This window comes from Streptomyces sp. NPDC018029 (genome assembly GCF_044327655.1).
In the GTDB taxonomy this organism is placed as follows: domain Bacteria; phylum Actinomycetota; class Actinomycetes; order Streptomycetales; family Streptomycetaceae; genus Streptomyces.
In genome coordinates this window covers 386,492-412,749 of sequence record NZ_JBIRFV010000008.1, presented here as the reverse complement: position 1 = coordinate 412,749, position 26,258 = coordinate 386,492, and the positions used below count along the sequence as shown (strand labels likewise).

At 72.7% G+C, this 26,258-nt stretch carries 25 protein-coding genes; 16 read left to right on the top strand and 9 right to left on the bottom strand.

Going from position 1 to position 26,258, the window contains the following annotated elements; translation table 11 throughout:
• The first annotated feature begins 24 nt into the window (after positions 1 to 24).
• The 7 genes from ACH4D5_RS25840 to ACH4D5_RS25810 all read left to right on the top strand — a co-directional run bounded on the left by ACH4D5_RS25840 (position 25) and on the right by ACH4D5_RS25810 (position 8,160).
• On the top strand, positions 25 to 570 hold the full coding sequence (locus ACH4D5_RS25840; protein ID WP_398306851.1) for a (2Fe-2S)-binding protein: 546 nt from the start codon (positions 25 to 27) through the stop codon (positions 568 to 570).
• Positions 567 to 1,559 (top strand): FAD binding domain-containing protein, encoded by a 993-nt coding sequence (locus ACH4D5_RS25835; protein ID WP_398306850.1) that lies wholly within the window; start codon positions 567 to 569, stop codon positions 1,557 to 1,559. The genes ACH4D5_RS25840 and ACH4D5_RS25835 overlap by 4 nt, the downstream gene beginning before the upstream one ends.
• Positions 1,556 to 3,685: a xanthine dehydrogenase family protein molybdopterin-binding subunit gene (locus ACH4D5_RS25830; protein ID WP_398306848.1), complete on the top strand. Its 2,130-nt coding sequence runs from the start codon at positions 1,556 to 1,558 to the stop codon at positions 3,683 to 3,685. The genes ACH4D5_RS25835 and ACH4D5_RS25830 overlap by 4 nt, the downstream gene beginning before the upstream one ends.
• Entirely contained in the window at positions 3,678 to 4,874 is a 1,197-nt protein-coding gene (locus ACH4D5_RS25825; protein ID WP_398306846.1) for an XdhC family protein, read from the top strand. Before ACH4D5_RS25830 ends, ACH4D5_RS25825 begins: the two co-directional genes overlap by 8 nt.
• Before the next feature lie 64 nt (positions 4,875 to 4,938).
• Complete coding sequence (locus ACH4D5_RS25820) at positions 4,939 to 5,832, top strand: MEDS domain-containing protein (protein ID WP_398306844.1); 894 nt, start codon at positions 4,939 to 4,941, stop codon at positions 5,830 to 5,832.
• The gene (locus tag ACH4D5_RS25815) at positions 5,829 to 6,797 is read left to right on the top strand and encodes an anti-sigma factor RsbA family regulatory protein (RefSeq protein WP_398306842.1); all 969 of its coding nucleotides are present in this window, start codon (positions 5,829 to 5,831) and stop codon (positions 6,795 to 6,797) included. Before ACH4D5_RS25820 ends, ACH4D5_RS25815 begins: the two co-directional genes overlap by 4 nt.
• Positions 6,798 to 6,888: 91 nt before the next feature.
• The gene (locus ACH4D5_RS25810; protein ID WP_398306840.1) at positions 6,889 to 8,160 is read left to right on the top strand and encodes a carboxylesterase family protein; all 1,272 of its coding nucleotides are present in this window, start codon (positions 6,889 to 6,891) and stop codon (positions 8,158 to 8,160) included.
• On the opposite strand, the gene ACH4D5_RS25805 is transcribed toward ACH4D5_RS25810, so the two are convergent.
• From ACH4D5_RS25805 to ACH4D5_RS25795, 3 genes are all read right to left on the bottom strand, one after another.
• Positions 8,155 to 9,699 carry an FAD-dependent oxidoreductase gene (locus ACH4D5_RS25805; RefSeq protein ID WP_398307096.1) on the bottom strand — a complete coding sequence of 515 codons (1,545 nt, stop codon included), beginning with the start codon at positions 9,697 to 9,699 and terminating at the stop codon, positions 8,155 to 8,157. The genes ACH4D5_RS25810 and ACH4D5_RS25805 overlap by 6 nt on opposite strands.
• A gap of 176 nt (positions 9,700 to 9,875) precedes the next feature.
• The gene (locus ACH4D5_RS25800; RefSeq protein ID WP_398306838.1) at positions 9,876 to 11,915 is read right to left on the bottom strand and encodes a CocE/NonD family hydrolase; all 2,040 of its coding nucleotides are present in this window, start codon (positions 11,913 to 11,915) and stop codon (positions 9,876 to 9,878) included.
• Between the two features lie 72 nt (positions 11,916 to 11,987).
• The gene (locus ACH4D5_RS25795) at positions 11,988 to 13,301 is read right to left on the bottom strand and encodes an acetyl-CoA carboxylase biotin carboxylase subunit family protein (protein WP_398306836.1); all 1,314 of its coding nucleotides are present in this window, start codon (positions 13,299 to 13,301) and stop codon (positions 11,988 to 11,990) included.
• A gap of 135 nt (positions 13,302 to 13,436) precedes the next feature.
• Here ACH4D5_RS25795 and ACH4D5_RS25790 point away from each other — a divergent pair, with 135 nt between their 5' ends.
• Positions 13,437 to 14,405, top strand: coding sequence for a tellurite resistance/C4-dicarboxylate transporter family protein (locus tag ACH4D5_RS25790; protein WP_398306834.1), 969 nt, complete (start codon positions 13,437 to 13,439; stop codon positions 14,403 to 14,405).
• On the opposite strand, the gene ACH4D5_RS25785 is transcribed toward ACH4D5_RS25790, so the two are convergent.
• Positions 14,371 to 15,795: a VWA domain-containing protein gene (locus ACH4D5_RS25785; RefSeq protein ID WP_398307094.1), complete on the bottom strand. Its 1,425-nt coding sequence runs from the start codon at positions 15,793 to 15,795 to the stop codon at positions 14,371 to 14,373. The genes ACH4D5_RS25790 and ACH4D5_RS25785 overlap by 35 nt on opposite strands.
• Positions 15,796 to 15,845: 50 nt before the next feature.
• Positions 15,846 to 16,715 carry an AAA family ATPase gene (locus ACH4D5_RS25780; protein WP_398306832.1) on the bottom strand — a complete coding sequence of 290 codons (870 nt, stop codon included), beginning with the start codon at positions 16,713 to 16,715 and terminating at the stop codon, positions 15,846 to 15,848.
• Between the two features lie 196 nt (positions 16,716 to 16,911).
• On the opposite strand from ACH4D5_RS25780, the gene ACH4D5_RS25775 reads away from it, so the two are divergent.
• The 5 genes from ACH4D5_RS25775 (at position 16,912) to ACH4D5_RS25755 (ending at position 21,133) form a co-directional block, all read left to right on the top strand.
• Positions 16,912 to 17,409, top strand: a complete 498-nt coding sequence (locus tag ACH4D5_RS25775) for a winged helix-turn-helix transcriptional regulator (RefSeq protein ID WP_398306830.1) — start codon at positions 16,912 to 16,914, stop codon at positions 17,407 to 17,409.
• Between the two features lie 117 nt (positions 17,410 to 17,526).
• Positions 17,527 to 18,081: an SRPBCC family protein gene (locus ACH4D5_RS25770; RefSeq protein WP_398306828.1), complete on the top strand. Its 555-nt coding sequence runs from the start codon at positions 17,527 to 17,529 to the stop codon at positions 18,079 to 18,081.
• Positions 18,081 to 19,154, top strand: coding sequence for an LLM class flavin-dependent oxidoreductase (locus ACH4D5_RS25765; RefSeq protein ID WP_398306826.1), 1,074 nt, complete (start codon positions 18,081 to 18,083; stop codon positions 19,152 to 19,154). The genes ACH4D5_RS25770 and ACH4D5_RS25765 overlap by 1 nt, the downstream gene beginning before the upstream one ends.
• Positions 19,155 to 19,220: 66 nt before the next feature.
• Positions 19,221 to 20,384, top strand: coding sequence for a 12-oxophytodienoate reductase (locus ACH4D5_RS25760; RefSeq protein WP_398306824.1), 1,164 nt, complete (start codon positions 19,221 to 19,223; stop codon positions 20,382 to 20,384).
• Between the two features lie 98 nt (positions 20,385 to 20,482).
• On the top strand, positions 20,483 to 21,133 hold the full coding sequence (locus ACH4D5_RS25755; protein WP_398306822.1) for a CGNR zinc finger domain-containing protein: 651 nt from the start codon (positions 20,483 to 20,485) through the stop codon (positions 21,131 to 21,133).
• A gap of 105 nt (positions 21,134 to 21,238) precedes the next feature.
• Here the strand turns inward: ACH4D5_RS25755 and ACH4D5_RS25750 are convergent, their stop codons facing one another.
• A complete protein-coding gene (locus tag ACH4D5_RS25750; protein ID WP_398306820.1) occupies positions 21,239 to 21,679 on the bottom strand; it encodes a nitroreductase family deazaflavin-dependent oxidoreductase in 441 nt (146 codons plus the stop codon).
• A 143-nt stretch (positions 21,680 to 21,822) separates the two neighbouring features.
• Here ACH4D5_RS25750 and ACH4D5_RS25745 point away from each other — a divergent pair, with 143 nt between their 5' ends.
• Positions 21,823 to 22,902: a PucR family transcriptional regulator gene (locus ACH4D5_RS25745; protein ID WP_398306818.1), complete on the top strand. Its 1,080-nt coding sequence runs from the start codon at positions 21,823 to 21,825 to the stop codon at positions 22,900 to 22,902.
• Positions 22,903 to 22,987: 85 nt separating this feature from the next.
• On the opposite strand, the gene ACH4D5_RS25740 is transcribed toward ACH4D5_RS25745, so the two are convergent.
• Positions 22,988 to 23,395, bottom strand: coding sequence for a CoA-binding protein (locus ACH4D5_RS25740; protein ID WP_398306816.1), 408 nt, complete (start codon positions 23,393 to 23,395; stop codon positions 22,988 to 22,990).
• Positions 23,396 to 23,415: 20 nt separating this feature from the next.
• Complete coding sequence (locus ACH4D5_RS25735; protein ID WP_362988564.1) at positions 23,416 to 23,991, bottom strand: TerD family protein; 576 nt, start codon at positions 23,989 to 23,991, stop codon at positions 23,416 to 23,418.
• Between the two features lie 158 nt (positions 23,992 to 24,149).
• On the opposite strand from ACH4D5_RS25735, the gene ACH4D5_RS25730 reads away from it, so the two are divergent.
• Together ACH4D5_RS25730 and ACH4D5_RS25725 are read left to right on the top strand one after the other, a co-directional pair.
• A complete protein-coding gene (locus ACH4D5_RS25730) occupies positions 24,150 to 24,575 on the top strand; it encodes a BlaI/MecI/CopY family transcriptional regulator (protein ID WP_398306814.1) in 426 nt (141 codons plus the stop codon).
• A gap of 23 nt (positions 24,576 to 24,598) precedes the next feature.
• On the top strand, positions 24,599 to 25,549 hold the full coding sequence (locus ACH4D5_RS25725; RefSeq protein WP_398306812.1) for a M56 family metallopeptidase: 951 nt from the start codon (positions 24,599 to 24,601) through the stop codon (positions 25,547 to 25,549).
• A 126-nt stretch (positions 25,550 to 25,675) separates the two neighbouring features.
• On the opposite strand, the gene ACH4D5_RS25720 is transcribed toward ACH4D5_RS25725, so the two are convergent.
• Entirely contained in the window at positions 25,676 to 26,131 is a 456-nt protein-coding gene (locus tag ACH4D5_RS25720) for a tellurite resistance TerB family protein (RefSeq protein ID WP_398306810.1), read from the bottom strand.
• Positions 26,132 to 26,258: the final 127 nt, after the last annotated feature.

Genomic DNA, 26,258 nt, shown 5'->3' with positions numbered 1-26,258 from the left:
GCGATTCGCGAAAGAAGGCTGCTCATGGCTCCATCGACGTCCAGTGCCCTCACCCTGAACATCAACGGTGAGAAGCACACACTGACCGTCGACCACCGCACCACCCTGCTCGACGCGCTGCGCGAGCGACTCGATCTGACCGGCACCAAGAAGGGCTGCGACCAAGGCCAGTGCGGGGCCTGCACGGTGCTGATCGACGGCCGCCGGGCCGTCTCCTGTCTGCAACTCGCGGTCGCCGCCGAGGGGCGCGAGATCACCACCATCGAGGGCGTCGCGGACGGCGACCGGCTGCACCCCGTCCAGCAGGCCTTCCTCGACCTCGACGGCTACCAGTGCGGCTACTGCACGCCGGGACAGATATGTTCCGCGCTCGGCGTCCTCGAGGAGCATGCGGCGGGCTGGCCGAGCGCCGCCACCACCGACGTGCGGCCCGAGGCGGGCGTGCCCGAGCTCACCGCCGAGGAGATCCGCGAGCGGATGAGCGGCAACCTCTGCCGCTGCGGCGCGTACGTATCGATCGTGCAGGCCGTCGCGAAGGCCGCGAGCGCCGAGGAAGGTGCCACCGCATGAGGGACTTCGGTTACCAGCGAGCCCATGACGTGCCCGGCGCGGTCGCCGTGCTCGGCGCCGACCCCGACGCCCGCTATCTCGGCGGCGGCACCAACCTCGTCGACCTGATGAAGACGGGCGTGGAGCGGCCCGCGCTCCTCGTCGACATCCGCGAACTGCCCCTGGACGGGATCGAGACCACCGAGGACGGCGGCCTGCGCATCGGCGCGACCGCCACCAACAGCGATCTCGCCGCCCACCCCGACGTGCGCCGCCGCTACCCGGCGCTGTCGCAGGCGGTCCTCGCGGGCGCGTCCGGCCAGCTGCGCAACATGGCGACGGTGGGCGGGAATCTCCTGCAGCGCACCCGCTGCGGTTATTTCACCGACCTGAGCAAGCCCTGCAACAAGCGCGAGCCCGGCACCGGCTGCTCCGCCATCGAGGGCGTGCACCACAACCACGCGATCCTCGGCGCCACCGAGCACTGCGTGGCCGTCCACCCCTCCGACATGGGCGTGGCCCTCACCGCCTTCGACGCCGTCGTCCACTACGAAACCGCCGACGGACCCGGCGCGCTGCCGATCACCGACTTCTACCTGCCCGTGGGGGACACGCCGCATCTGGAGACCGCGCTGCCGCCCGGCGCGCTCATCACGGCCGTCACCCTGCCGCCCGCCCCGGTCGCGGCCGTCTCCCGCTACCGCAAGGTGCGCGAGCGCGCCTCCTACGCCTTCGCCATCGGTTCGATCGCCGCCGCCCTCGACGTACAGGACGGTCTCGTGCGGGACGTGCGCATCGGCATCGGCGCGGTCGCGTCCCGGCCGTGGCGGGCCCGGGAGGCCGAGCGGGTGCTGACCGGCGTCCCGGCGAGCGCCGAGGCCTTCGCCGCCGCGGCCGACGCCGAACTGGCCGCCGCCCGCGCCCTGCCCGACAACGGCTACAAGGTGACGCTCACGCGCAACCTCGTCGTGGCCCTGCTGACCGAACTCACCGAGGAGGCGCCCCGATGACCACCACGACGACAGCGACCACGGCTCCTACCGGTGCCGTGGGCACCGCGCACACCCGCGTCGAGGGCCGCGACAAGGTCACCGGCGCGGCCCGCTACGCCGGAGAGATCCCCTTCGCCGACCTCGCCCACGGCTGGCTGGTGCTGTCGACGATCGCCCGCGGCCGCGTCCGTTCCCTCGACACCGAGGCCGTCCTCGCGATGCCCGGCGTCCTCGCCGTGCTGCACCACGGGAACGCACCGCGGGTCGACGCCGACTACGTGGGCATGCTCGGGCGGCCCGACCCGATCGTCGAGGCCTTCCAGCACGACCGGGTGCCCTTCGTCGGCTGGCCGGTGGCGCTGGTCGTCGCCGAGACGCCCGAACAGGCGAGGGAAGCTGCCGAGGCGCTCGTGGTCCACTACGACCAGGAGCCGCACGACATCGAGTTCTCCGCGGGGCGTCCGGGCACGTACACGCCGGACGGCGACGGAATGCGTATGGAGAAGGGCGACCTGGAGGCACAACTCGCCGCCTCCGCCCACGTCGTGGACGCCGAGTACAGCACGCCCGAAGAGCACCACAGCTCGATGGAGCCGCACGCCGCGACCGCGCGCTGGGACAACGGCCGCCTCGACATCGTCGACTCCAACCAGGGCAGTGCCTGGGTCGCGGACGAGCTGGCGAAGCTCTTCTCCCTCGACCCGGCCTCGGTGCGGGTGAGGTCCGAGCACGTCGGCGGCGCCTTCGGGTCCAAAGGGCTGCGGGTCCACCAGGTCTTCGCCGTGATGGCGGCGACCACCCTCGACCGCCCCGTCCGCGTCGTCATGACACGCCGCCAGATGTTCTCCCTCGTCGGCTACCGCAGCCCCACCACACAGCGCGTCCGGCTCGGCGCCGCGCCCGACGGGCGGCTGCTCGCCTTCGACCACCAGGCACAGAGCCTGACGTCGACCGTCCATGAATTCGTCGAACAGAGCGCCGGGTTCGGACGCTCGATGTACGCCGCCGACGCGCACCACACCGTCAACCGCGTCGTACGCCTCGACGTGCCCACACCGACCTGGGTGCGCGCCCCCGGCGAGGCGCCGGGATCCTTCGCGGTGGAGTCGGCTCTCGACGAGCTCGCCGAGAAGTGCGGCATGGACCCCATCGCGCTCCGGTCCCGCAACGAACCGGACGTCGGCCCCGTCTCCGGCCTGCCGTTCAGCAGCCGCAATCTGCTGGCGTGCTTCGACGAGGGCGCCCGCAGGTTCGGCTGGGCGGACCGCGATCCGCGCCCCGGCCTCCGCCGCGAGGGACGCTGGCTGCTCGGCACCGGCACCGCCGCGGCCACCTTCCCGGTGCTCGTCGCCCCGAGCACCGCCGGCGTGACGGCGGAGGCCGACGGCACCTACACCGTGCGCATCACCGCGGCGGACATCGGCACCGGAGCGCGGACCGCTCTCACCCTGATCGCCGCGGACGCCCTGGAAGTCGCCCCGGACAGGGTCCGCGTCCACATCGGCGACAGCGACTTCGGGCCCGCGATGATCGCGGGCGGCTCCATGGGCACCCGGTCCTGGGGCTGGGCGATCAACCTCGCGGCGCGCGAGCTGCGGGAGAAGCTGGTGCCCGGCGGGGACATCCCGCCGGAGGGGATCACCGCACGGGCGGGCACCAGCGAGGCCATCGGTGCGCTCAGCCAGAAGGAACGGCACGCCTTCGGCACCCAGTTCGCCGAGGTCGCCGTGGACGTCACCACCGGCGAGGTGCGGGTGCGGCGCATGCTCGGCATCTTCGCCGCGGGGCGCATCGTCAACCCACTGACCGCGCGCAGCCAGTTGATCGGCGGCATGACCTGGGGCCTGTCCATGGCACTGCACGAAGAGGCGGTCAGGGACGCGGCGTCGGGCGGTCTCGTGGGCCCCGACCTCGCGGGCTACCACATCGCCACGCACGCCGACGTGCCGCACATCGAGGCGGACTGGGTGGCCGACCCGGACGCGGACGACCCGGTGGGCATCAAGGGCGTCGGGGAGATCGGGATCGTCGGGGCCGCTGCGGCGGTCGCCAACGCGGTCTGGCACGCGACGGGCGTCCGCCACCGGACCCTCCCGATCCGCCCCGACCGCGTCCTGTCGGCAGGAACCGCGTCCCGTGCTTGACATCGCCGACGACCTGAACCGCTGGGTCGAGGAGGGCCGGGACTTCGCCGTCGCCACCGTCGTGAGCGTCGGCGGCAGCGCACCGCGGGGCCCGGGCGCCGCGCTGGCCGTCGACGCCGGGGGCACCGTCATCGGTTCGGTCTCCGGCGGCTGCGTCGAGGCGGCGGTCTACGACCTGTGCCTCCAGTCCCTCCAGGACGGCGAAGCCACCGTCGAGCGGTTCGGCTACAGCGACGAGGACGCCTTCGCCGTCGGGCTGACCTGCGGCGGGGTCATCGAGGTCCTGGTCACCCCGGTGACCGCGGCCGCGCCGGACAGGGCGGTGTTCGCCGCCGCCCTGTCCGCCGCGGGACGCGGCGAGGCCGTGGCCCTCGCCCGCGTCTTCAAGGGCCCGGCCGAACTCCTCGGCAGACCGCTCCTGGTGGCCCCGGAGGGCGAGGAGGGGGCAGCGGGGACGTACGAGGGAACGCTCGGCGGGCACCCGGAGCTGGACCGCACGGCGGCGGGGGAGAGCCGCGCTCTGCTGGCGGCCGGCCGCACCGGCGAGTTCGTCGTCTCCGAGAGCGGCACGCGCTGCGGGAGCGCCGTGACGGTCCTCGTCGAGTCGAGCGTGCCGCCACCCCGCATGATCGTCTTCGGTGCCGTCGACTTCGCGGCGGCCCTGGTCCGCGCGGGCAAGTTCCTCGGCTACCACGTGACGGTCTGCGACGCCCGCCCCGTCTTCGCCACCCCGGCCCGCTTTCCCGAGGCCGACGACATCGTGGTCGAGTGGCCGCACCGCTATCTCCGGAGCACCGCCACGGACAGCCGCACCGTCCTGTGCGTGCTCACCCACGACGCCAAGTTCGACGTGCCGCTCCTCGCGGCGGCGCTGCGGCTGCCCGTCGCGTTCGTCGGCGCGATGGGCTCCCGCCGCACCCACGAGGACCGCAACCGCCGCCTGCGCGAGGAGGGCGTCACCGAGGACGAACTGGCCGCGCTCCACTCGCCGATCGGCCTCGACCTCGGGGCCCGCACGCCCGAGGAGACCGCCCTGTCCATCGCGGCGGAGATCGTCGCGGCGCGGCAGGGCGGCACCGGCCTGCCGCTGACCGGCTCGCGCACACCGATCCACCACGACGTGCCCGGTGACACCCGGCAGGGTGGGGAACACCGGGGGCCCGTTCCGGAGGGCGCCTCACATGCGTAACGTGTAGTCGTCCAGCCACACCGGGTAGCGGCGCGGCGGACGCCGTGCGGAGGGGGTGCGTGAGATGGACACCACGCCGGCCCTGCGAGCCGTCGGGCAGATGCGGCCGGGGGACCATCTCCTCCTCGGCCACCGGACGGACGAGGAGCGCGAGGCGGTGCTCGCCGCGTACCTCCTCGACGCCCTGGCCTGCGGTCAGCGCGGACTGCTTCTGACCTCGGCCGAGGAGCCGCCCGCCGCCCTGCTCGGCTTCCTGCGGCGGCACGGGTGCGACGTGCAGGGCGCGCTCGCCGAGGGCCGGCTGCGGACCAGCTCCCGGCTGAGCGAGCCCGGGAGGCTGCGGGACCTCTCCGGACTGGTGCGCCGCGAGGCCGCGGCCGCCGAGGCCGACGGCTTCCTCGGGCTGCGGATCGCCTTCGAGGTGGCGCCGCGCCGGGACACCGAGACGGCCGAGGGGCTCTGCGACGCCGAGCGACGCCTTGATCCCCTCTTCGCGACGCTGCCCGTCCTGGGCCTGTGCCAGTACGACCGCCGCCTCTTCGGCCCGGACGAACTGGCCGCCCTCGACACGCTGCACCAGGGCAGGGCGATCGCCGACGACGTGTGGCAGGACGAACTGCTGCGCATCACCCGGACGTTCACGCCGCCCGGCCTCGCCCTGTGCGGCGAGGTCGACGACAGCAACTTCACCGCGGTGGCCCGCGCGCTGCGCGCCGAGACCGAGCGGGCCGCCGACCGGCCGGACGACCGGTACCGCGCCTGTCTCGACCTGCGCGACCTCACCTTCATCGACGTCTGCGCGCTGCGCCTGTTGGTCTTCACGGGCCTCGGTCTGTACGCACTGGGCGGCGGCCTGGTCCTCGACGGCGTCGCCCCGCACGTGCGCCGGGTCATGCAGGCCACCGGCTGGGACCGCATCCCCGGCCTGGACCTGGGAAGGGGGCACGAGGAGCGATGAAGCGGACCGGCTTCGTCCACCAGGCACTCCGCTACTCCTCTGACGAGGAGTTTCTGTCCGGCACCGTCGGATTCGTCCGGGACGGCCTCACGGCCGGGGACGCGGTGCTCGCCGTCGTCCGTGGCGACAACCTCGCCCTGTTGCGGGACGCGCTCGGCGGCGCCGCGCGGGACGTCGACTTCGTCGACGCCCTGGACTGGTACCACTACCCGTCCCGCACCCTGGGCCGGTACAACGCCTACTGCACGGAGCGCGAGGAGGGCGGCGACCGGCGCGTCCGCGTCATCGGCGAACCGGTGTGGACGGGGCGGACCGCCTTCGAGACCCGCGAATGGACGCGCTACGAATCCCTGATCAACGTGGCGTTCGCCGCATCGGGTCACTGGGTCCTGTGCCCCTACGACGCCCGTGTCCTGCCCGCGGGAGTCCTCGCCGACGCCCGGCGCACCCACCCCGAGATGGTCCCGGGCGACGGATCGGCCGACGGCGGCCGGTACGCGGACCCGCCCGCCTTCTACGCCGAGTGCGACGAACTCGCGCGCACCTCACCCGAGACACCCGCACCGCCGCACGCACCCCGGACAGTCCCCTTCACCCGTGGCGAGTCGGTGGCCGCCCGGATCGCCGTCGCCGAGTACGCCCGGCGCTGCCGGCTCACCGACGACCGCGCACGCGACATGGCGGCGGCCGTGCACGAAGCCGTGGTCAACGCCGTCCGGTTCGGCGGCGGCCGGGGCGTGCTGCGGCTGTGGAGCGACGCCGACTGGGTGGTCTGCGAGATCGCCGACTCCGGTGGCGGGCGCCCCGCTGTCGAGGCGCGGGACACGGGCTATCTGGGACACGTCCCGCCCGACCCGCGCGCCGCGAAGGGCCAGGGCCTCTGGGTCGTACGGCAGTTGAGCGATCTGGTCACCGCGCACCTCGGCGCCGACGGATCGACGGTCCGCGTCCACTTCCGCCGCTGACCGCACGCCCGGGTCGAACTGGTGGCGTATTTTCCGCCGGTGGCGGAGACTTCGCCGTGTTGAGTGTATTCACCACGGAAGGTGCGGAAGCATGAGCGACAGCACGCCGTCCCGTACGGAAGAGATCGGTACGGAAGTGACCGGTAAGGAAGTGATCCGGACGGGACCGATCCGCTACGCCACCGCCGAACGCTTCGCCCGGCCCCGGCCGGTACCGGACCGGGACCCGCGCCCCGCCACCGGCGAGATCTGTCCGCAACCCCCTTCCCGGCTCGACTTCGTGATGGGTCCCCCCTCCGACACCCACCCGCAGGGCGAGGACTGCCTCAACCTGTCCATCGCCACACCGGCCCGGGACGCGGGGGCCAGGCCGGTGCTCGTGTGGCTGCACGGCGGCGGGTTCGCCACCGGCGCGGGCCTCATGGACTGGTACGACGGGGGAGTCCTCGCGGCCGAAGGCGATGTGGTCGTCGTCAGCGTCAACTACCGCCTGGGAGCACTCGGTTACCTCTGTCTCGACGGGGTGAGCGAGGGCAACCTCGGCCTCTACGACCAGGTGGAGGCGTTGCGCTGGGTGCGCACGCACATCGCCGGCTACGGCGGCGACCCCGCGAACGTCACCGTGGTCGGACAGTCCGCCGGTGGCATCTCCGTCCGCCTCCTGATGGAACTGCCCGAGGCGCGCGGCCTCTTCCGCCGGGCCGTCCTGCAGAGCGCCCCGCTGGAGATCACCGCCCGCCCCCGCGAGGAGTCCCTCGCGCTCGGGCAGGTCTTCGCCGACGCCCTCGGCACGGATCCGCGCACGGCCGACGTACCCGCGATCCTGGCGGCCCAGAGCGAGACGGCAGCTGTTCACCTGCGCACGGCGGGCCGGCGGATGGAGCCCGCCTTCATACCCGTGGAAGGAGTCGCCCCCCTCGCGCCCCCGGACACCCCGTCCGACGAGAACGTACGCCGCCTCGACGTCCTGTACGGCTGGAATGCCGACGACATGACCGTGTTCCTCGGCGACGGCGAGGACCCGGCGGTGCGCACCCGCGAGGTGTACGAGGAGCCGCTGTCCCGCTACGGGGAGCGCCTGGCCCGGGCCGGTGCCCGGGTGCACGCGTACCGCATCGACTGGCGCCCGGCCGGATCCCCGTTCGGCGCCACCCACTGCCTCGAACTGCCCCTGCTCTTCGGGACGCGCGACGCGTGGCGATCGGCCCCCATGCTGGGCGGGACGCCGTGGGAGGAGACCGACCGGCTCGGCAGGGCGCTGCGCTCCGCGTGGCTCACCTTCGCCCGCACGGGAACGCCCGGTGACCTGCCCGCGCCCCTGACCGGTGGACCGGCGCCCAAGGTCAGGGGCAAGGCGTCATGAGCCGGGCAGTTCGCGCCGCTCCAGCGGGCGGGTCGCCGGCCCCTGGAGGACCGACCCGTCGGTGGCGAACCGGGAGCCGTGGCAGGGGCACTCCCACGTCGTCTCGGCGTCGTTGAAGGAGACCAGGCAGCCGAGGTGGGTGCAGGTGGCGGAGACCGCGTGCAGCGCGCCCGACGCGTCCCTGTGCACCGCGCAGCGCCGCCCCTCGACCCGGACCACCGCCCCGGACCCCGCGGGGATCTCGTCCACGGAGTCGACGTGGGTCGGGCGGAGCCGGTCCCCGATGAAGTGCCGTGCGACCTCCGCCTGCGTGCTCAGCAGGGACGGCATCTCCCGCACGGCGCTCCACAGCCGGCGGGGATCGTACAGCTCGGCCCACGGCGACTTCTCGCCGCGGATCAGCTTGGTCAGCAGCTGGCCCGCCATGACGCCGCCGCTCATGCCCCAGCCGCCGAACCCGGTCGCCACATAGGTGTGCCGGGCGCCCGGGTGGAAGGGGCCGACCATCGGGACGGTGTCGGTGACGTCGTTGTCCTGCGCCGCCCACCGGTAGGCCGTCTCCCCGACGTCGAAGCGTTCCCGCATCCACGTGTCCAGGGTGCGGAACCCCGCGGCGGGGTCGCCGGTGCCCGGGGTGAAGCTGTCCCCCGTGACGATGAGGAGCCGCCCGCCGTCACCGCCGTACGGCGCGGTGCGCACCGAGCGCTTGCCCTCGTCCTGGGTGATGTAGGTGCCGCCCGGGTCCTGGCCGGCCGCCAGGGGAGCGGCGACGACGAGCTCGCGCCTGGGGGAGAGCCGGGCGAACAGCAGGGCGCGGTCGAAGACCGGGTAGTGCGTGGCGATGACGACCGCCCGGGCGGTGACCGTGTGCCCGGACTCGGAGGTCACGGTGCACGGCGAACCCTCGCGCAGGCCGGTGATCCGGGTCCGCTCGTGGATGACACCGCCGCGCGCCAGCAGGTCGTCGGCGAGCGCGAGCAGGTAGGAGCGGGGGTGGAACTGCGCCTGGTCCTCGACGCGCACCGCGCCCGCCACGGGGAACGGCAGGCCGGTCTCCTCCGTGTACGTGGCGGCGAGGCCGGCCTCCCGGGCCGCGGCGGCCTCGGCCCGCAGCTCGTCGGTGCGGTCGGCGCGGGTCGTGTAGGTGAAGGCCGGTGCGCGTTCCAGGTCGCAGTCGATGCCGAGCTCGGCGGAGACCGCCGCCACGTGCTCCACCGCCCGCTGCTGCGACTCCGCGTACAGGCGGGCGCCCTCCGGGCCGCGCGTGCGGCGCAGCCGCTCGTAGACGAGGGAGTGCAGGGCGGTGAGTTTGGCGGTGGTGTAGCCGGTGACGCCGGCGGCGATGCGGTCGGCCTCCAGGACGGCGACCGACCGCCCGGCGCGGGCGAGTTCCCAGGCCGTGCTCAGCCCCGCGACACCGCCGCCGACCACGGCGACGTCCACCTCGATGTCCTCGGCCAGGGGCGGGTGGGACGTCGACGCGCTGGTCTCCATCCAGTACGACTCGGGGCGGCCCGGCAGCGCGCCGGGTGTCTTCATGTCGTTCATGCGGCATCCGTGACGGTGTGCATGGCGGCCTCCAAGGTCTCGGCGTGCGTGAGTGCGAGTCTCCCCCGGCCCGTGCGCCAAACCCGGCCGCCGCGCCGCCGGTCACGGCCGGTCGGAGGACCGGCCGGCGGCATTCCGCGGGTGCGGCCGGGTCTGGCGGGCACGGGTCAGAGCCAGTCGCGCGGCAGGGTCTCGTTCCAGGTGCGGGAGAAGACGCGGCGCTCTCCTTCGTAGCCGTCCAGGGTCGCGTCGACGAAGAAGTTGTCCTCGTCGCACCTCAGCACCGTGCGGGTCCGCACGCTGACGTCCCAGTCGTCCCGCCGGAACCGCATCGTCCAGTCGGACTCGCCGCCCACGGAGGTGAAGTCGTCCCCGGTCGCGGTGTACCGCTCGTACGCCCGGCAGCCGACATCGAGGCCGATCTCGTCGTAGCGCACGGTGCCGCGGTCCTTGACGATCTCCAGCGAGGAGTCGTATCCGACCAGGTCGCGCTTGACCTCCCAGCGCTGCTCCGGCGGCGAGAGCCGGGTGGTGGCGAGCGGCGGGGTGCCCTCGGGCTCGCCGAAGGGCCGCTGGGGCGCGTTGTCCGGTTCCGCCGTCGGGCGCACCGGGAGGCGCAGCGCGCTGGACCCCTCGTACACGCTGAGCACCACCGGTCGCGGCGGCGGCCACGCCAGCGGCCAGTAGGACGTCGACAGGGAGAGCCGGATGCGGTGGCCGGGCGGGAAGGACTGGGCGACGCCGTTGAGCTGGAGGGTCGCGCGGTAGCGGCGGCCCGGTTCGAGCGGTTCGGGCTCGCCTGTGCCGTTCCTGTGGGTCAGGTTGAGCACGCCGTAGGTGACCCGCGTGGCGCGCCCGTCGGGGGCGACGTCGGAGATGCGGGCGGCGACGGTGGCCACTGGTTCGCTGACCGACAGGTCGAGTTCGACGGAGGGTGAGCCGAGGATCTCCACGGTCTCGGTCAGCTCGGGCGAGTCGAAGACGAGTGACCCGCCGTCCTCCTCGCGCTGGTCGTAGGGCAGGTCCGGCGGCGCGTTGTAGGACGCCCACTTCCCGGCGAACTGGCCCACGGAGAGCGGGGACTGCACGGTCATCACCTCACCGGCGGGCACCTCGTCACCGGGCGCCTCGCCGTCCATGATGATGCGGTGCCGTGCCAGCGGGCGGCTGACCTGTTCGATGTGCGGCGAGGGCCAGTCCGGCTCGCCGACCCACCGTCCGGGGCGCTCCTCGTACGAGGTGGAGGGCGGCACGCTCTCCTGCATCCAGGCCCGCAGCATCGGGCCCTCCATCACGCCGTTGTCCTCGCCCTTGAGCCAGTGGTCCCACCAGCGCACGACCTCCTGCAGATAGCCGATGGCGGGGCCGGGCTCGCCCAGGTGCGGATACTTGTGCGACCAGGGGCCGACGAGGCCCTTGCGCGGCACGTCGAGGTGGGCGAGCAGCCGGGTCACGGCGTTGGAGTAGCCGTCCGCCCAGCCGCTGGAGGCGAGGACGGGGCAGCGCACGGCCTGGTAGTCCTCACAGACGGAGGCGTGCTTCCAGTACGTGTCGCGGCGCTGGTGGCGCAGCCACTCCAGGACCCAGGGCCGGGCGTGGTCGAGGCGCTCCTGCCACATCTCGCGCCAGCGGTCGCCGACCACCGCGGGGTCCGGGGGACAGGTGGCGTAGGCGAACATGGTGCCGGCCTCGGCGAGGTTGTCCGACAGCATCGCGCCGCCCATGTAGTGCATGTCGTCGGCGTACCGGTCGTCCGTGAACGACGAGATGACGATCGCCTTGAGGCTCTCGGGCTGCCGGGCGGCGACCTGGAGGGCGGCGAACGCGCCCCAGGAAATGCCCATCATGCCGGTGGTGCCGTCGCACCAGGGCTGCTCGGCCAGCCAGGCGAGGACTTCCTCGGCGTCGGTCTGCTCCTGCTCCAGGTACTCGTCCGTGAGCACGCCCTCGGACTCGCCGGTGCCGCGCAGGTCGACCCGCACGCACGCGTACCCGTGCCCCGCGATGTAGGGGTGGTGGATCGAGTCGCGCTGCGAGCTCAGGTCGCGCTTGCGGTACGGGATGTACTCCAGGATGGCGGGCACCGGGTCGTCGTCCGAGGCCGTGGGCCGCCAGATGCGGGCCGACAGCCGGACGCCGTCGGACATGGGGATGACGACGTGCTCTTCCTCTTTCGTCGCGTACGGGAGATTGCCCACGTAACGCATGGTGCGGGGCCGTCCTCTCAGTTGCTTTCCCGCCGGGGCCGACGGGTGGTGCGGGGTGGTTCGGTGGGCCGGCTAGTCGTTGGTGAGGTCGCGGCCGCCGGGCTCGGTGTCGTCGAAGGCGAGCCCCAGCGCGGCCACGCACCGGTCGTACTTGCGCCGCAGGTCCTCTTCGCTGTCGCCGCCGGTGCTGATGTGGGCCAGCTCGTAGCTGTAGCTGTCCTGGTCGGTCACCTCGGAGAGCTTCCTGCCCTCCTCGGCGAGGACATCGACGCGTACGCCCGGGTTCTCGCGCTCGATCCGCTCGATCTCCTCGGGCGTCGGCACCTGGTGCGACACGCCGTCGGCGAACCAGCGGTAGTACCACTTGGCCGCCGTCGCGTACGGGCCCTCGCGGTGGGGGAGCGCCGGGTCCTTGTCGAAGGCGAGGCTGACCATGCAGTGGTGGTTGGGGACGCCGTCGACGTACGCGAAGAGCTCCGCGTGCGACTGGGAGTGCCGGGGGTTGATCTCCAGGAGGTTGATGGCGTCCGTGCTCGGGTCGTAGAAGTACTCGATGCTGAACGTCGCCGAGTCCATGCCGACCTGCCGCATCACCCGCTTCGACACGTCGTGCAGCCGCCGTATCACGGGCTCGGGCAGGCCGGACGGGTACTGGTGGCGCAGGAAGCAGGAGGAGTCGGGGTAGTTGATGGAGTCGAGGACGCCGTAGACGGTGACCTCGCCCCGGTGGACGTAACCCTCCACGGCGACCTGCACGCCCGATATCGCCTCCTCCGCGAGGCAGACCTGGGCGCCGACCCCGTCCATCTCAGGGGGCAGGTCGAGCTGCTGGAGTATGTACTCGAAGGGGCGCCCGACCCGGCTGATGCCCTCCTTGATCCGGGCACAGGCCTCCCGGAACTCGTCCTGGTCCTTGACGCTGTAGGCCAGCTCGGAGGAATAGGAGAGCGCGGGCTTGAGCCACATCGGGAACCGCACCCCCTCCGGCGGCCGCGGATCGTCGGCGTCGAGATCGACCCGGCCGAAGCGCGGGTGCTCGTCGATGACCTTCTGCTGTTCCAGCCTGCTCCAGTACTTGTGCTCGCACTTGACGACGGACTCCAGGCTGGTGCTGCGGGTGCCGTAGCGGTCGCCGAGTATCGCGACCAGCGTGCTGACGGGGAAGTCCCAGTAGCCCACGATCGCGTCGATGCTGCCGTCGAACGAGTCGAGGATGCCCTGGGCCTTGTCGAGCAGCTCCGGCACGGAGACCTCGCCCCCCTGCAGCTCCTCGACGGTGAGCAGCGGGTGGAAGCGGTAGTGCGCCGCGTCGGGAATGCTGTTCAAGGTGGGCAGATTGGCTTCGTCCAGACCGAGCACAAAGACGTTCTTGCGGGGTGCAGCCACGGATTTTCCTCCAGTCGTCGTCGGAGCGGCCGGGTACCCGCACGTCGAAAAGGCACACGTCAGGCGGGGCGCGGGAAGATCCCGGCCGGCCCCGCCCGACCGGCGGACCCGGGCCGGGTCGCCGATCCTGGAGCCATGACGCCCAGCCCGCTCGCGACGCGCCAGGCCCGGTTCACCGCCTGGTGGACGGGGCTGCCGCCCGCGGCGGGATCCGCGGTGATGGCCACCGGGATCATCTCGGTGGGCCTGCACCTCCTCGGCCATGAGACGCTCTCCCGCGCGGCCCTGGCGATGGCCGCGGCCGCCTGGATCGCGCTCGCCGCGGACTTCACGTTCCGCCTGGCGCGCCGGCGCTCGCGCTGGGCGGCGGAGGCGGACACGCCGCCCGCGCTCACCGCCGTCGCCGCCACCTGCGTGCTGGGCACCCGCCTCTCGCTCCTCGGCCGGCAGCCGCTCGCCGTGACCCTGCTGGTGATCGCCGCCGCCCTCTGGCCGGTCCTGCTGCCCGCTGTCGTACGCCATTGGGGACACCGCATGCCGGGCGCGGTCTTCCTCGTCTGCGTCGCCACCCAGGGGGTCGCGGTGCTGTGCGGCACCCTGGCCATCGCCCTGCCCGCGCGCCCGCTCTCCGGCGTCGCGCTCGGCTTCTTCTGCCTCGGCCTGGTGCTGTACGCGGCGGCCTTCGCCCGCTTCGACCTCGCAGGCCTGCGGACGGGAGCGGGCGACCAGTGGGTGGCGGGCGGCGCCCTCGCGATCTCCGCGCTCGCCGGGACGAAGCTCATGGCCGCGCCCCTGTTCACCGGGGCCTGGCACGACGTCCTGCGCACGGTGACCCTCGTCGTCCTCGCGCTGGACCTCGCCTGGTACCTCGTCCTGCTGGTCGCCGAGGTGCGCTGGCCGCGCCCGCGCTACGACGTGCGGCGCTGGGCCACTGTCTTCCCGATGGGCATGACGGCCGTCGCCACGCTCTCGGTGAGCGCGGCGGCGGATCTCTCCTGGCTGCGGGAGCCGGGCAGGGTGCTGCTGTGGATCGCGGTCGCGGCCTGGCTGTGCGCGTTCGCGGGGATGGTCAGACGGGCAGCAGACGTGCGATCAGACCGCTGAGCTGCCGCGCGTTGCGGCACTCGTGCATCTCGACGAGATCGGCGTACGCGTACGCCGCCGAGTCTCCGGTCGACCACTGCGAGCGCCCTTCCGGATTGAGCCAGTACACGCGGCGGGCCCGCTCGGCGATGTGCCGCAGCGCGGGGAGGTTCGGATCGCTCATGTTCGTCCGGGCGTCGCCGAGGACGAAGACCGTCGAGCGCGGGCCGACCGCGTCGAGGTACCGCTCGGCGAACTCGCCAAGGGAGGTGCCGTAGTCGCTGCTCCCGTGCCAGCCCGTCACGGTGGCCTGCCCGAGGATCCGGGCACCGAGGCCCCCCGGATCGGCGGCGCCGCGCGCGACCAGCCCTGTCACCTCGTCCACGCGGTTGACGAAGGCGAACACACGCACCTTGCTGAACTGGTCGTGCAACGCCTGGACCAGCAGCATTGTGAAGTTCGCGAAGCCCGCCACCGAACCGGACACATCACACAGCAGGACCAGTTCGGGGCGCGCGGGACGGCGACGGCGCAGCACAGGGCGCATCGGCACGCCACCCGTCGACAGCGAACCGCGCAAGGTGCGGCGCAGGTCGATGCTGCCGTGCGCGGCCCGCCTGCGACGGGCCGCGAGGCGGGTCGCGAGCCTGCGCGCCAGGGGGTGCACCGCCCGGCGGAGTTCGTCCAGGTGCGCCCGGCCCGCCAGGAGGAAGTCGACGCGGTCGGCGGTGGTCGCCACGGCACGGCGGGCGATCTCCTCGGTGCCGCGCCGCTCGGCGACCCGGCGGCGCGCCTCGGTGCGGACCCGCTCTCGGAACCCCTCGATGCGGCGCCGTACCTCGTCCGCTTCGAGGCGGTCCGTGAACGCCGCCTCACCGGTGTCCTGCCCGGTGGAGCCCGCGCGGAGTGCGGCGAGGACACGGGTGAGCAGCGTCTCCGGACGCAGCCGGCTCAGTGTCTGGTACGACGACCAGCCGTCCGCGCCCGACGAGGAGGAGCCATAGCCGCCGAAGCCGTCCACCGCCTCGCCCGCCAACTGGCCGAGCAGCCCTTGGTCGTTCGCGGCGAGGGCGGCGACGAGCCGTTCCCGCAGCGCGTCCCGGTCGGCGTCACCGCCGCCCTGGTGCACGCGGTCGCTCCCGCCGTCCGGCGCACCGACGCCCAGCGGGAAGTACAGGTCGAAAACCGGGTCGAAGACGGCGCGCTGGTCCTCTCGGTGGAGCAGCGCGGCGGCGAGCCCTTCCCTGACCCGCTCCCGGTCGGTGAGGCCGAGCACTTCAAGGGCGGCCGCGGCGTCGACGGTCTCACCGGGGCCGATGCGCAGCCCGTGCGAGCGGAGGGTGCCGACGAGGCCGGTGAGGCGGCCCGTGATGCCGGGGACGGGGGAGTCGGGTGCGGGAGGGCCGGGCACGGTGGAGTCGGGAGCGGTGGAGTCGGGCCCGTCCTCGGTCGGCGGGGCCGTCACACGGCGTCCAGGTCCAGCTTGGCGACGGCCTTCAGCACGTCGTCCTGGTGCTTGAGGACCACGCCGAGGCTGTCGCGTACGACGGTCTCGTCCAGCGTGTCGGCGCCGAGCGCGAGGAGCGTACGCGCCCAGTCGATCGTCTCCGCGACCGACGGCACCTTCCGCAGGTCCATCGCGCGCAGCGCGCCGACCACCCGCACCACCGACGCGGCGAGCGCCTCGTCGAGTCCGGGCACCTTCATGTGGACGATGCGGCGCTCCAGCTCCTCTTCGGGGAAGCCGATGTGGAGGAACAGGCAGCGGCGGCGCAGGGCCTCGGACAGCTCGCGGCTCGCGTTGGAGGTGAGGACGACGAACGGGCGGCGCCCGGCGCGGATCGTGCCCAGCTCCGGCACCGTGACCTGGAAGTCGCTGAGGACCTCCAGGAGCAGTCCCTCGACCTCGACGTCGGCCTTGTCGGTCTCGTCGATCAGCAGGACCTTCGGCTCGTCGCCGCGGATCGCGGTGAGCAGCGGGCGCGAGAGCAGGAACTCCTCGCTGAAGATGTCGGTGCGCGTCTCGTCCCACGACTCGTCGCGGCCCGCCGTGATGCGCAGGAGTTGCTTGGCGTGGTTCCACTCGTACAGCGCGCGCGACTCGTCGACACCCTCGTAGCACTGCAGCCGTACGAGCCGGGCGCCCGCGATCTCGGCGACGGCCTTCGCCAGCTCCGTCTTGCCCACTCCGGCCGGGCCCTCCACGAGCAGCGGTTTGCCGAGCCGGTCCGCCAGGAAGACGGTCGTGGCGACGGCCGGGGAGGCCAGATAGCCGGTCGTGGCCAGGCGTGCCGAGACGTCGTCGACGGATGTGAAGTACCCGGTCGTCATGGGGAGTTCTCCTGACTGCTCGGCTCGGCCGGTTACCGCGAGGGCCCGGTCTCCGTACCTGATCAGCCGCGGGCGCCCGCTCACAACAGGCGGGCGCCGTTTGCGTCGAACGTCACGTCCCAGGCGCGGTTCCGCCCTGCCGGCCTGCCGGGTCTGCTGGGTCTCGTGCTGAGACCGACCTCCGTATGCTGGCGTCATGAGGCGGACCTCCTTTGCGAACTGGCCGTGTTCCATCGCCCGCACGATGGACCTGCTCGGCGACTGGTGGACGCCGCTCGTCCTGCGCGAGGCGTTCTACGGCATCAAGCGCTTCGACGCCTTCCAGCGAGAGCTCGGCATCGCCCGCAACACCCTCACCGACCGGCTGCGCCGCCTCGTCGACGAGGGCCTCTTGGAGAAGCGGGCCTACCAGAGCGAGCCGGTGCGCTACGACTACGTGCTCACCGAGAAGGGCCGCGACTTCTTCGGTGTCCTCGCCGCCATGAACAGCTGGGGCGACCGCTGGCTGAGCGGTGAGGAGGGCGCGCCGATCGTGTTCCACCACGACCGCTGCGGCCAGGACAGCCGCGCCGAGGTCGTCTGCGCCGACTGCGGGGAACCGATGACGGCCGCGAACACGAGCCCGCGGCTCGGTCCCGGCTATCCGCCCCGCCTCGCCGAACGCCCGGACGTGCAGGCGCGGTTCAGCCGCTGAGGGCGCCGCGCCTCCGCGTGCCTATGACGGTTCTCGACCCTTGACGAGTGAGTCTATCTACGCAACTCTCAAGGTCAGAGGCGTCAGCCTCCCAGGCGACGTGGAGGGCGGTCTTCGATGGAGTGGACAGGCGCGCGTTACGCGGACGGGCCGACGGTCGAGGTGAGCGGGCGGATCGCCGCGCCGCCGGAGCGGGTGTGGGAGCTCGTCTCCGACATCGGCCTGCTGCCCGCGCTGAGTGCGGAGTTGCAGTCGGTCGCATGGCTGGACGGAGCGAGCGGCCCCGCGCTCGGCGCACGGTTCACCGGGCGCAGCAGGCACGACTCCCTGGGGGAGTGGGAGACCACGTCGTACGTCGTGGCGTGCGAGGCGCCGCGCGAGTTCGCGTGGGCGGTGAACGACCCCGAACACCCCAGCGCCCTGTGGCGGTTCTGTCTCGCGGCACAGGAGGACGGAAGCACGCTCCTGACGCAGTGGATGCGCCTTGGCCCCGGCCGCTCGGGACTCAGCCATGCGATCGAACGGATGCCGGAGAAGGAGCAGAAGATCGTGTTCGTACGGCTGAGGGAGTTCGAGCGGAGCATGACCGCCACGGTCGACGCGATCAAGGCGCTGGCCGAGGGCGTGGCCGACGCGGGCGGTACGTCGGCCGTGGAAGGGGCGCGGTCCTGATGCGTACGTCGACGACGATCGAGGCGTCCGGGGCGGACTGGCGGGAGACGGTCGACTTCGTCACCGAGGCCGAGAAGCTGGGCATGGACATCTGCTGGGTGGCCGAGGCCTGGGGCTCCGAAGCGCCCTCCCCGCTCGGCTACCTGGCGGCCCGCACCGAACGGCTGCTGCTCGGCTCGGGGATCATCCAGCTCGGCACCCGCACCCCCGTCGCCATCGCCCGGGCCGCCCTCACGCTCGCGCAGATCTCCGAAGGGCGGTTCCTGCTGGGCCTCGGACCGTCGGGGCCGCAGGTGATCGAGGGGCTGCACGGCGTGCCGTTCGCGCGCCCGCTGTCCCGGATGCGGGAGACCGTGGACATCATCCGGCGGGCGGCCTCCGGCGAGAAGATCGTCCATGAGGGCCGCGAGTTCACCGTGCCGCTGCCCGGCGGCGAGGCCCGGCCCATGCGTCTTTCGCTGCGCACCGAGCACGACCTGCCGATCTATCTCGCCACCCTCTCCCCGAAGATGCTCCGCCTCACGGGAGAGGTCGCGAACGGCTGGCTCGGCACCAGTTTCGTGCCGGAGGGCGCCAAGGAGGCGTACTTCGACCACCTGGACGCGGGCCTCGCGGCGGCCGGTCGCACCCGTGCCGACCTCGACATCTGCCAGGGCGCCGAGGTGGCGTTCGCGGACGACGAGAACGCCCTGCGCGCGATGGTCGCGGGCCGCAAGAAGGAACTCGCCTTCAGCCTCGGCGGGATGGGCTCCGCCACCACCAACTTCTACAACGCCGCCTACAGCAGGCAGGGATGGGCCGAGGCCGCCGCGGAGGTCCGCGAGCGCTGGCAGGCGGGCGACCGGGACGGCGCGGCCGCTCTCGTGAGCGACGAGATGGTCCTCGCGACCACCCTGATCGGCACCGAGGAGATGGTGCGCGAACGGCTGCGGGTCTGGCGCGCCGCTGGCGTCGACACGGTCCGGCTCTATCCGGCGGGCGACACGCTCGACGCGCGGCTGAGCACGCTGGGCAGGGCGATCGAGCTCGTACGGGAGGTGGACGGGGACGGGACGCAAGGGCAGCCGACATAGGCAAAGCGGTTACGCTTCTTTCATAGTGCTTGTACCCAAGAGCACTCGAGAGCAGAGGAACCCGCCATGGAGACCGTGGACAGCGGCGTATCGAACGAGGACGCGTCGCGCGCCGCACGTCTGTTGGGCCGCCCCCTCGCCCTCGGCGACCTGACGCTGCGCAACCGCATCGCGATGGCCGCCGTGACCCGGCGCTTCTCGCCGGACGGCGTGCCCGGCGAGGATGTCGCCGCGTACTACGCGCGGCGCGCGGCCGGCGGCGCAGGTCTGATCGTCACGGAGGGCACCTATGTGCGGCGGGACGCGGCCGCCGCGTACGACGGCGTGCCGCACTTCCACGGTGAGCGGGCCCTCGCCGGCTGGGCGGCGGTGGCCGAGCGGGTGCACGCGGCGGGCGGCCGGATCATGCCCCAGCTGTGGCACACGGGTGTGCTGCGGGGCGGTGCGGGGCAGCCGCACGGCGGCTCCGCGGAAGGTCCGTCCAGCATCCCTGCGGAGGGGCCGTCCGGCATCGACCTCGACGGGCGTGCGCACGGCAGGGTCATGACGCTCGACGACATCGACGCGGTCGTCCGCGCCTTCGCCGAGGCCGCGGCCGCCGCCGAACGCATCGGCTTCGACGGCGTCGAACTGCACGGCGCCCACGGCTACTTGATCGACAGCTTCCTGTGGCGCGGCACCAACACCCGCACCGACGCCTACGGCGGCGACCCCGCCTCCCGGGCCCGGTTCGCCGCCGAGGTCGTCGCCGCCGTGCGGGCTGCGGTCTCGCCCGGCTTCCCGGTCCTGTTCCGCCTCTCGCAGTGGAAGACCGACCACTACGACGCGCGGATCGCCGAGGGGCCGCGGGAACTGGAGGCGCTCCTCGTGCCGCTGGCCGAGGCGGGAGCGGACGCCTTCCACGCCTCGACGCGGCGCTACTGGCTCCCCGAGTTCGAGGGCAGCGATCTGAACCTCGCCGGCTGGACGAAGAAGCTCACCGGCAAGCCCTCGGTCACCGTCGGCTCCGTGGGCCTCGCCCAGCAGTTCGCGGGCGCGCCGGGGCGCACCCAGCGATCCGGCGTGACCGGCATCGGCCCGCTCCTCGACCGCATGGAGCGCGACGAGTTCGATCTGGTCGCCGTCGCCCGCGCGCTCGTCGCCGACCCCGAGTGGCCGACGAAGGCCCTCACCGGCCGCCTCGACGAAGCGGTGCCGTACGACGCCGCGCTGTTGAGCGCACTGGTGTGACACCTGACGGGCGGGGGAGGGCGGTGCCGGTCCGGCGTGAAAGAGTGGGGCGCCCCGAAGGCCGGGGCGTTCCCCCGCACCCCGGAAGGTGATCCACGATGACCTGGTCGGCGACCGAGCGGTATCGCCTGGAGTCCGCGCCCGGCGGCCTCGGACTCGTCCAGGACCTGCTCAACACCGTCTCGGCGGGGGCGCCGGGTTCGCCAGGTTCGCCGGGTTCGGTGGGTTCTGCGGGTTCGGGTTCTGCGGGCTCCGGAAGAGCTGACTTGCTCGGGGACGTGGCCGACGCGCAGTCGTGGGCGGACGAGGCGTGCGCCGAGTGGGCGGCCGTCACCGGGCGACCGGCGCCGCGCGTGATCCTGGACGCCGACGCGCTGCCCGAGCTCCGGGCCTTCCGCGACAGTCTTCAGGGGATCGCCGCCCGGGGAACAGGGGGCGAGGCCGCGGACCCGTCCCCGGTGCCGGAGCACACCGCCGAGGCGGTACTGCGGCTCGGTGCGGACGGTGTCGTACGACTCGAACCCCACGGCGACGGAGGGTGGCGCCGACTCGTCGCCCTCTTCCTCGCGGCGGTGTACGAGGCGCAGCAGGCGGACACCACCCGACGTCTGAAGTCCTGCCGCAACCCCGCCTGCCGTGTGGCCTTCTACGACCGCTCCCGCAACAACAGCGGCGTCTGGCACGACGTCAAGACCTGCGGCAACGCGGCGAACCTGCGGGCCTACCGCGCCCGGCAGCGGGAGCGGTAGGCCGCCCGAACAGGATCGGCACCCGACCCGAAGCGGATCAGGGCCCGAACAAGGGCAGGACTCGAACAGGGGCGGTGACCGAACAGGATCAGGGCCCGAACAGGATCAGGACTCGAACGGGGTCAGGATGAAGAGCGGGATCTCCCGGTCCGTCTTCTTCTGGTACTCGTCGTACGCCGGCCAGACCGCGACCGCCCGCTCCCACCACAGCCGCCGCTCCTCACCGGAGGCGACCCGCGCGCGGTAGTCCTTCTTCACCGGGCCGTCCTGCAGCTCCACGTGCGGGTGCGCGATCAGGTTGTGGTACCAGGACGGGTTCGCCGGGTCGCCGCCCTTCGACGCGACCACCGCGTACTCCCCGGCGTGTTCGACGCGCATCAGGGGGTTCTTGCGGAGCTTCCCGCTCTTGGCGCCGACCGAGGTCAGCAGGATGACCGGCTTTCCCTGCATGGTCGTCCCCTCGGTCCCGCCGGAGCTCTCGTACAGCTGGGCCTGCTTGCTCGCCCAGTCCCATGTGCCGGGCTCGTATTCACCAGTCAGAGGCATACCGGCTTCAACGGTGAGGGACCACCGATTGTTCCGGCCCCGGTCGGCACTCCCCGACTCCGTATGCGTTAATCCGTATGCGTTAAAAAGGCATCAAATCATTCAGTACGGTGGCGGCGGTTCACCACGGCAGCGGGGCGGGCATGGCGGACGGAGCAGGTGTGGAGGGGTACGGCGTACCCGGGGAGTACCTCGACGGCTATGCCCGCATGCTGGCCGCCGCGGCCGCGACCGGGCGCAGGCTGAACCGTGACGAGCTGGACTCGCGGCGGGTGCTGGGGGAGCGGGCGGCCGAGGCGGGGCTGGGGCTGCGGGCTCTGGTGGGCGCGCATCTGGCGGCGGCCCGCGAGCACTGGCCCGCCGCGCGGACGGTTTCCACGGACAGTGCGCTGGCCGCCGTCGAACAGGCCGTGGACGCCTTCGCCGAGGGGTACGAGCGCGCGCAGCGCCTCGCGGTCCGTCAGGAGGAGGCCGCCCGGCGGGAGTTCATCGACGACCTCCTCCACGGACGCAGCGACCTGGGCCTGCTCGCCGAGCGCGCCGAACGCTTCGGCCTTCGTCTCTCCTACGAACACGCGGTCGCCGTCGCCCAGGGAGCGAGCGGATACGAGGAGGGGGACGCCGTGCCCCGCGAGGTCGAGCGCGCCCTCATCGGCCGGTTCGGCGACCGCAGCATCCTGCTCACCACCAAGGACGGCCGGATGGTGTGCATCGCCCCCGGCGACCAGGGTGAGGTTCTCGCCTTCTTCGCCAAGCACGCGTACGCCGCCGTCCAGGGCGGCCGGGTCGCCATCGGCCGCTCGCAGCCGGGCCCGGGCGGTGTCGTCCAGTCGTACGAGGAGGCGCTCAACGCCCTCGATCTCGCCGAACGCCTGGAACTCGACGAGCCGGTGCTGCACGCCGCCGATCTGCTGGTCTACCCGGTGCTGACCCGCGACCGGCAGGCCATGGCCGACCTGGTGGTCCATACGCTCGGCCCGCTGCGGCAGGCCCGCGGCGGGGCGCAGCCGCTCATCGACACGCTCGCCGCGTTCTTCGACGCGGGCTGTGTCGCGGCGGAGGCGGCCCGCCGCCTCTCCTTGAGCGTGCGCGCCCTGACGTACCGTCTGGAGCGCATACACAAGCTCACCGGCGCCAACCCGGCCGACCCCGTGCACCGCTACACCCTCCAGACCGCGGTGATCGGCGCCCGCCTGCTGGACTGGCCCGACCAGCCGTTCTGAAACCGGCCGGCCGTTCTGAACCGACAGTCGTTCTGAACCGACAGTCGTTCTGAACCGGCCAGCCGTTCTGAAAGGTGGCGTCGGGCTAGCCCAGCTTCGGGATCTCGATCGCGGGGCAGCGGTTCATGACCATGTCCAGGCCCGCCGCGCGCGTCCTGTCGTACGCCGCCTCGTCGACCACGCCGAGCTGGAACCAGACCGCCCGCGCGCCGGCGGCCACCGCGTCGTCGGCGACCCGGCCCGCCAGCGCGCTGTTGACGAACACGTCCACCACGTCGATCCGGAACGGCACGTCTGACAGGGACGCGTACCCCTGCTCGCCGTGGACCGTCTCCGCCTTGGGGTGGATCGGCACGACGCGCTTGCCGAAGCGCTTCAGGACGGCCGCGACGCCGTACGCCGCCCGGTCGCGGTTGTTGGACAGGCCCACGACGGCCCAGGTGTCGCCGAGCTCCGTCAGGATCCTGCGCACCGTCTCCTGGTCGCCGTACATGACCTGCCTCCTCAAAACCGTCAGACGTTCACGCCGAAGTCTGTCGCGATGCCGCGCAGCCCACTGGCATAACCCTGGCCGACCGCACGGAATTTCCACTCGGCGCCGTGTCGGTAGAGCTCGCCGAAGACCATGGCGGTCTCCGTGGAGGCGTCCTCCGACAGGTCGTAGCGGGCGATCTCCACGCCGTCCGCCTGGTTCACCACGCGGATGAACGCGTTGCGGACCTGGCCGAAGCTCTGGCCGCGGTTCTCGGCGTCGTGGATCGACACCGGGAAGACGATCTTCGAGATGTCGGCGGGCACCTGCGCGAGGTTCACCTTCACGGCCTCGTCGTCGCCCTCGCCCTCACCGGTGAGGTTGTCGCCGGTGTGCTCGACCGAGCCGTCCGGGCTCGTCAGGTTGTTGTAGAAGACGAAGTGCTGGTCGGAGACGACCTTGCCGGAGTCGTCGCAGAGCAGCGCGCTGGCGTCGAGGTCGTAGTCCGTGCCGGTCGTGGTGCGCACGTCCCAGCCCAGGCCGACCAGTACGGCGGTGAGGCCCGGCGCCTCCTTGCTCAGCGAGACGTTGCCGCCCTTGGCCAGGGAAACTCCCACGATGTCCTCCTACGGTCAGAGATCTGGATATCTCCCCGAAATCTACAGGAGTGTAGAAGTGGGTCGTGCGGCGGTGCCCCGTTACGATAGGGCGCTCCCCGTCCGCCGTGGAGCACACAGAGACTGGTGGAGCACACAGAGGCTGGAGGGATCGCGGGATGACGCATGCCGACGGGTACGGCGAGCACCCCGAGCGCGCCGAGCGGCGGCCGCGACCGCGCCGCCGCGCCCAGGGCGAACTGGAGTCGCAGGTCCTCGCCGCACTGCACGCCGCGCGCGGGCCCGTCAGCGCCGCCTGGGTGCAGGAGCGGATCGGCGGCGACCTCGCGTACACCACCGTCATGACGATCCTGACCCGCCTCCTCGCGAAGGACGCGGTCACCCGCGAGCGCGCTGGCCGGTCGTTCGCGTGGCTGCCCGCTTCGGACGAGGCCGGGCTCGCCGCCTTCCGCATGCGCAAGGTGCTCGACGGCGAGAGCGACCGCGAGGCCGTGCTCGCCAGCTTCGTCACGACGCTCACGCCCGACGACGAGGAGCTCCTGCGCGGTCTGCTCGGGCAGGCGGGCGCCGAGGCCGACGACTGACGCCCGATGGGGGTTCTCCACTGATGGGCGTGTTCGTCTTCCTGCCCCTCGTGCTGCCGCTGACCGCGTGGCCGATCGCCCGCCTCGCCGAGCAGCACCTCCACCCGCGCACCGCGACCCGCCTGCTCACCGCCGTCGCCGGCGTGATGGCCGTGTGCAGCACGCTCTGTCTGGCGCTCCTGATGGTCGTCGGAACCGCCCAACTGCCGGGCAACCCGCTGCCGGACGGCTGGTCCGACCCCGAGGTGCGGGCGGCCGTTCCCTATGACGAGGTCGCGGGGAAGGTCGCGATCCCGGCGCTGCTCGCCGTGTGCGCGGCGTGTGCGCGCACACTGTGGCGGCACGCGCGGGTACGACGCCGGGCGCGCCGGGCCCTCGAAGGGCTGCGCGGCAACTCCGTCGCCGTACTCACCGACGAGGCTTCGTACGCCTACGCCCTGCCGACCCGCGCCGGGGGCCGTGTGGTGGTCACCACCGGCATGCTGTCCCGGCTCGCGTCCGCTGAGCGCCGCGCGCTGTTCGCCCACGAGCGGGCCCACCTCTCCGCACGGCACCACCGGCACCTGATCGTCACGCAGTTGGCGGCCCGCGCGAACCCCTTCCTGCAGCCGCTGCGCACCTCCGTGGCCTACGCCGCCGAGCGGTGGGCCGACGAGGCGGCGGCCGGCGCGGTGCGCGACCGGCGGGCCGTCGCCCGCGCGATCGGCAAGGCGGCCATGGCCTCCCGCGGCGTGCCCGCACCGACACTCGCGGGCCTCGCGGGCCTAGCGGGCCTCGCGTCGCCGGGACCGGTGCCGCGTCGCGTCGCCGCGCTCCTCGCCCCTGCGCCGTCCGCCCGCACCCGGCCTTCCGTGTTCACGGCGGTGGGGCTCGCGCTGTGGTCCGCGGCGGTCGGCACCGCCGTGTCCGCGATGTCCTCGGCGAACTCGGCCGTGACGATGGTCCTCATCCTGCGGGCGGCCACGCCGCTCTGAGCCCCCGGCTCTCCGTCGGTCCCCCCTCCGCGGTTCAGAGTCCTCGGCTCCGAGTCCTCGACCCCGTGCCCGGTGAGCGGACCGGCCGCAGGGGGCCGGTCCGGGCGACGTGACCAGAGGCCGGAACTAGAGGTCGAACTCGTGCGGCGGCAGGTCGAGCGCGAAGCACGCCTCGCGCACCACACCCTGCTCGTCCTTGTCGAAGTCACCGTCGGCGCCGCCGATCACGATGCCTATCTGGATCACCGCGCGGGCCTCCGCGGGCTTCTTCTTCGCCTTGGCGACCTCCTGGAGCACGCTCACCTTGCCGAACGCGAAGTCGGCGGTGAGCTTGTCCACGTACTCGTCGAAGCGGCGGCGCAGGTCGTCCGCGGGGAAGTTCTGCAGCACCTCGTTCGTGCCGATGAGCTGGGCCACGCGGTGGCGCTCGGACGGGTCCACGGTGCCGTCGGCTGCCGCCACCAGGGCGCACATCGCCATGCTCGCGTCGCGGAAGGCGCCGCTCTTGAGGTCGTTCTTCTTCGCCATCAACTGGGTCTGCATCGTCGATGCGGATTCCTTGACGCGGTCCCACAGAGCCATGGGGAACTCCATAAACGTATCGATGAATCAGGGGTGTCCGACGCGGTCCCGGTACGCTGCGCGCAAGTCCGGGCCCCCGCCAATTTCTACAGCAGAGTAGAAACTAGCAGCCGGGCCGAGAAGTTCC

Excerpts from the sequence above, each read along its gene's own strand:
- ACH4D5_RS25830 (WP_398306848.1), top strand. The coding sequence starts at position 1,556 with ATGACCACCACGACGACAGCGACCACGGCTCCTACCGGTGCCGTGGGC.
- ACH4D5_RS25835 (WP_398306850.1), top strand. The coding sequence starts at position 567 with ATGAGGGACTTCGGTTACCAGCGAGCCCATGACGTGCCCGGCGCGGTC.
- ACH4D5_RS25790 (WP_398306834.1), top strand. The coding sequence starts at position 13,437 with ATGACGCCCAGCCCGCTCGCGACGCGCCAGGCCCGGTTCACCGCCTGG.
- ACH4D5_RS25720 (WP_398306810.1), bottom strand. The coding sequence starts at position 26,131 with ATGGCTCTGTGGGACCGCGTCAAGGAATCCGCATCGACGATGCAGACC.
- ACH4D5_RS25730 (WP_398306814.1), top strand. The coding sequence starts at position 24,150 with ATGACGCATGCCGACGGGTACGGCGAGCACCCCGAGCGCGCCGAGCGG.
- ACH4D5_RS25840 (WP_398306851.1), top strand. The coding sequence starts at position 25 with ATGGCTCCATCGACGTCCAGTGCCCTCACCCTGAACATCAACGGTGAG.
- ACH4D5_RS25755 (WP_398306822.1), top strand. The coding sequence starts at position 20,483 with ATGACCTGGTCGGCGACCGAGCGGTATCGCCTGGAGTCCGCGCCCGGC.
- ACH4D5_RS25805 (WP_398307096.1), bottom strand. The coding sequence starts at position 9,699 with ATGAAGACACCCGGCGCGCTGCCGGGCCGCCCCGAGTCGTACTGGATG.
- ACH4D5_RS25725 (WP_398306812.1), top strand. The coding sequence starts at position 24,599 with ATGGGCGTGTTCGTCTTCCTGCCCCTCGTGCTGCCGCTGACCGCGTGG.
- ACH4D5_RS25745 (WP_398306818.1), top strand. The coding sequence starts at position 21,823 with ATGGCGGACGGAGCAGGTGTGGAGGGGTACGGCGTACCCGGGGAGTAC.
- ACH4D5_RS25770 (WP_398306828.1), top strand. The coding sequence starts at position 17,527 with ATGGAGTGGACAGGCGCGCGTTACGCGGACGGGCCGACGGTCGAGGTG.
- ACH4D5_RS25780 (WP_398306832.1), bottom strand. The coding sequence starts at position 16,715 with ATGACGACCGGGTACTTCACATCCGTCGACGACGTCTCGGCACGCCTG.
- ACH4D5_RS25815 (WP_398306842.1), top strand. The coding sequence starts at position 5,829 with ATGAAGCGGACCGGCTTCGTCCACCAGGCACTCCGCTACTCCTCTGAC.
- ACH4D5_RS25810 (WP_398306840.1), top strand. The coding sequence starts at position 6,889 with ATGAGCGACAGCACGCCGTCCCGTACGGAAGAGATCGGTACGGAAGTG.
- ACH4D5_RS25800 (WP_398306838.1), bottom strand. The coding sequence starts at position 11,915 with ATGCGTTACGTGGGCAATCTCCCGTACGCGACGAAAGAGGAAGAGCAC.
- ACH4D5_RS25820 (WP_398306844.1), top strand. The coding sequence starts at position 4,939 with ATGGACACCACGCCGGCCCTGCGAGCCGTCGGGCAGATGCGGCCGGGG.
- ACH4D5_RS25740 (WP_398306816.1), bottom strand. The coding sequence starts at position 23,395 with ATGTACGGCGACCAGGAGACGGTGCGCAGGATCCTGACGGAGCTCGGC.
- ACH4D5_RS25775 (WP_398306830.1), top strand. The coding sequence starts at position 16,912 with ATGAGGCGGACCTCCTTTGCGAACTGGCCGTGTTCCATCGCCCGCACG.
- ACH4D5_RS25760 (WP_398306824.1), top strand. The coding sequence starts at position 19,221 with ATGGAGACCGTGGACAGCGGCGTATCGAACGAGGACGCGTCGCGCGCC.
- ACH4D5_RS25765 (WP_398306826.1), top strand. The coding sequence starts at position 18,081 with ATGCGTACGTCGACGACGATCGAGGCGTCCGGGGCGGACTGGCGGGAG.
- ACH4D5_RS25750 (WP_398306820.1), bottom strand. The coding sequence starts at position 21,679 with ATGCCTCTGACTGGTGAATACGAGCCCGGCACATGGGACTGGGCGAGC.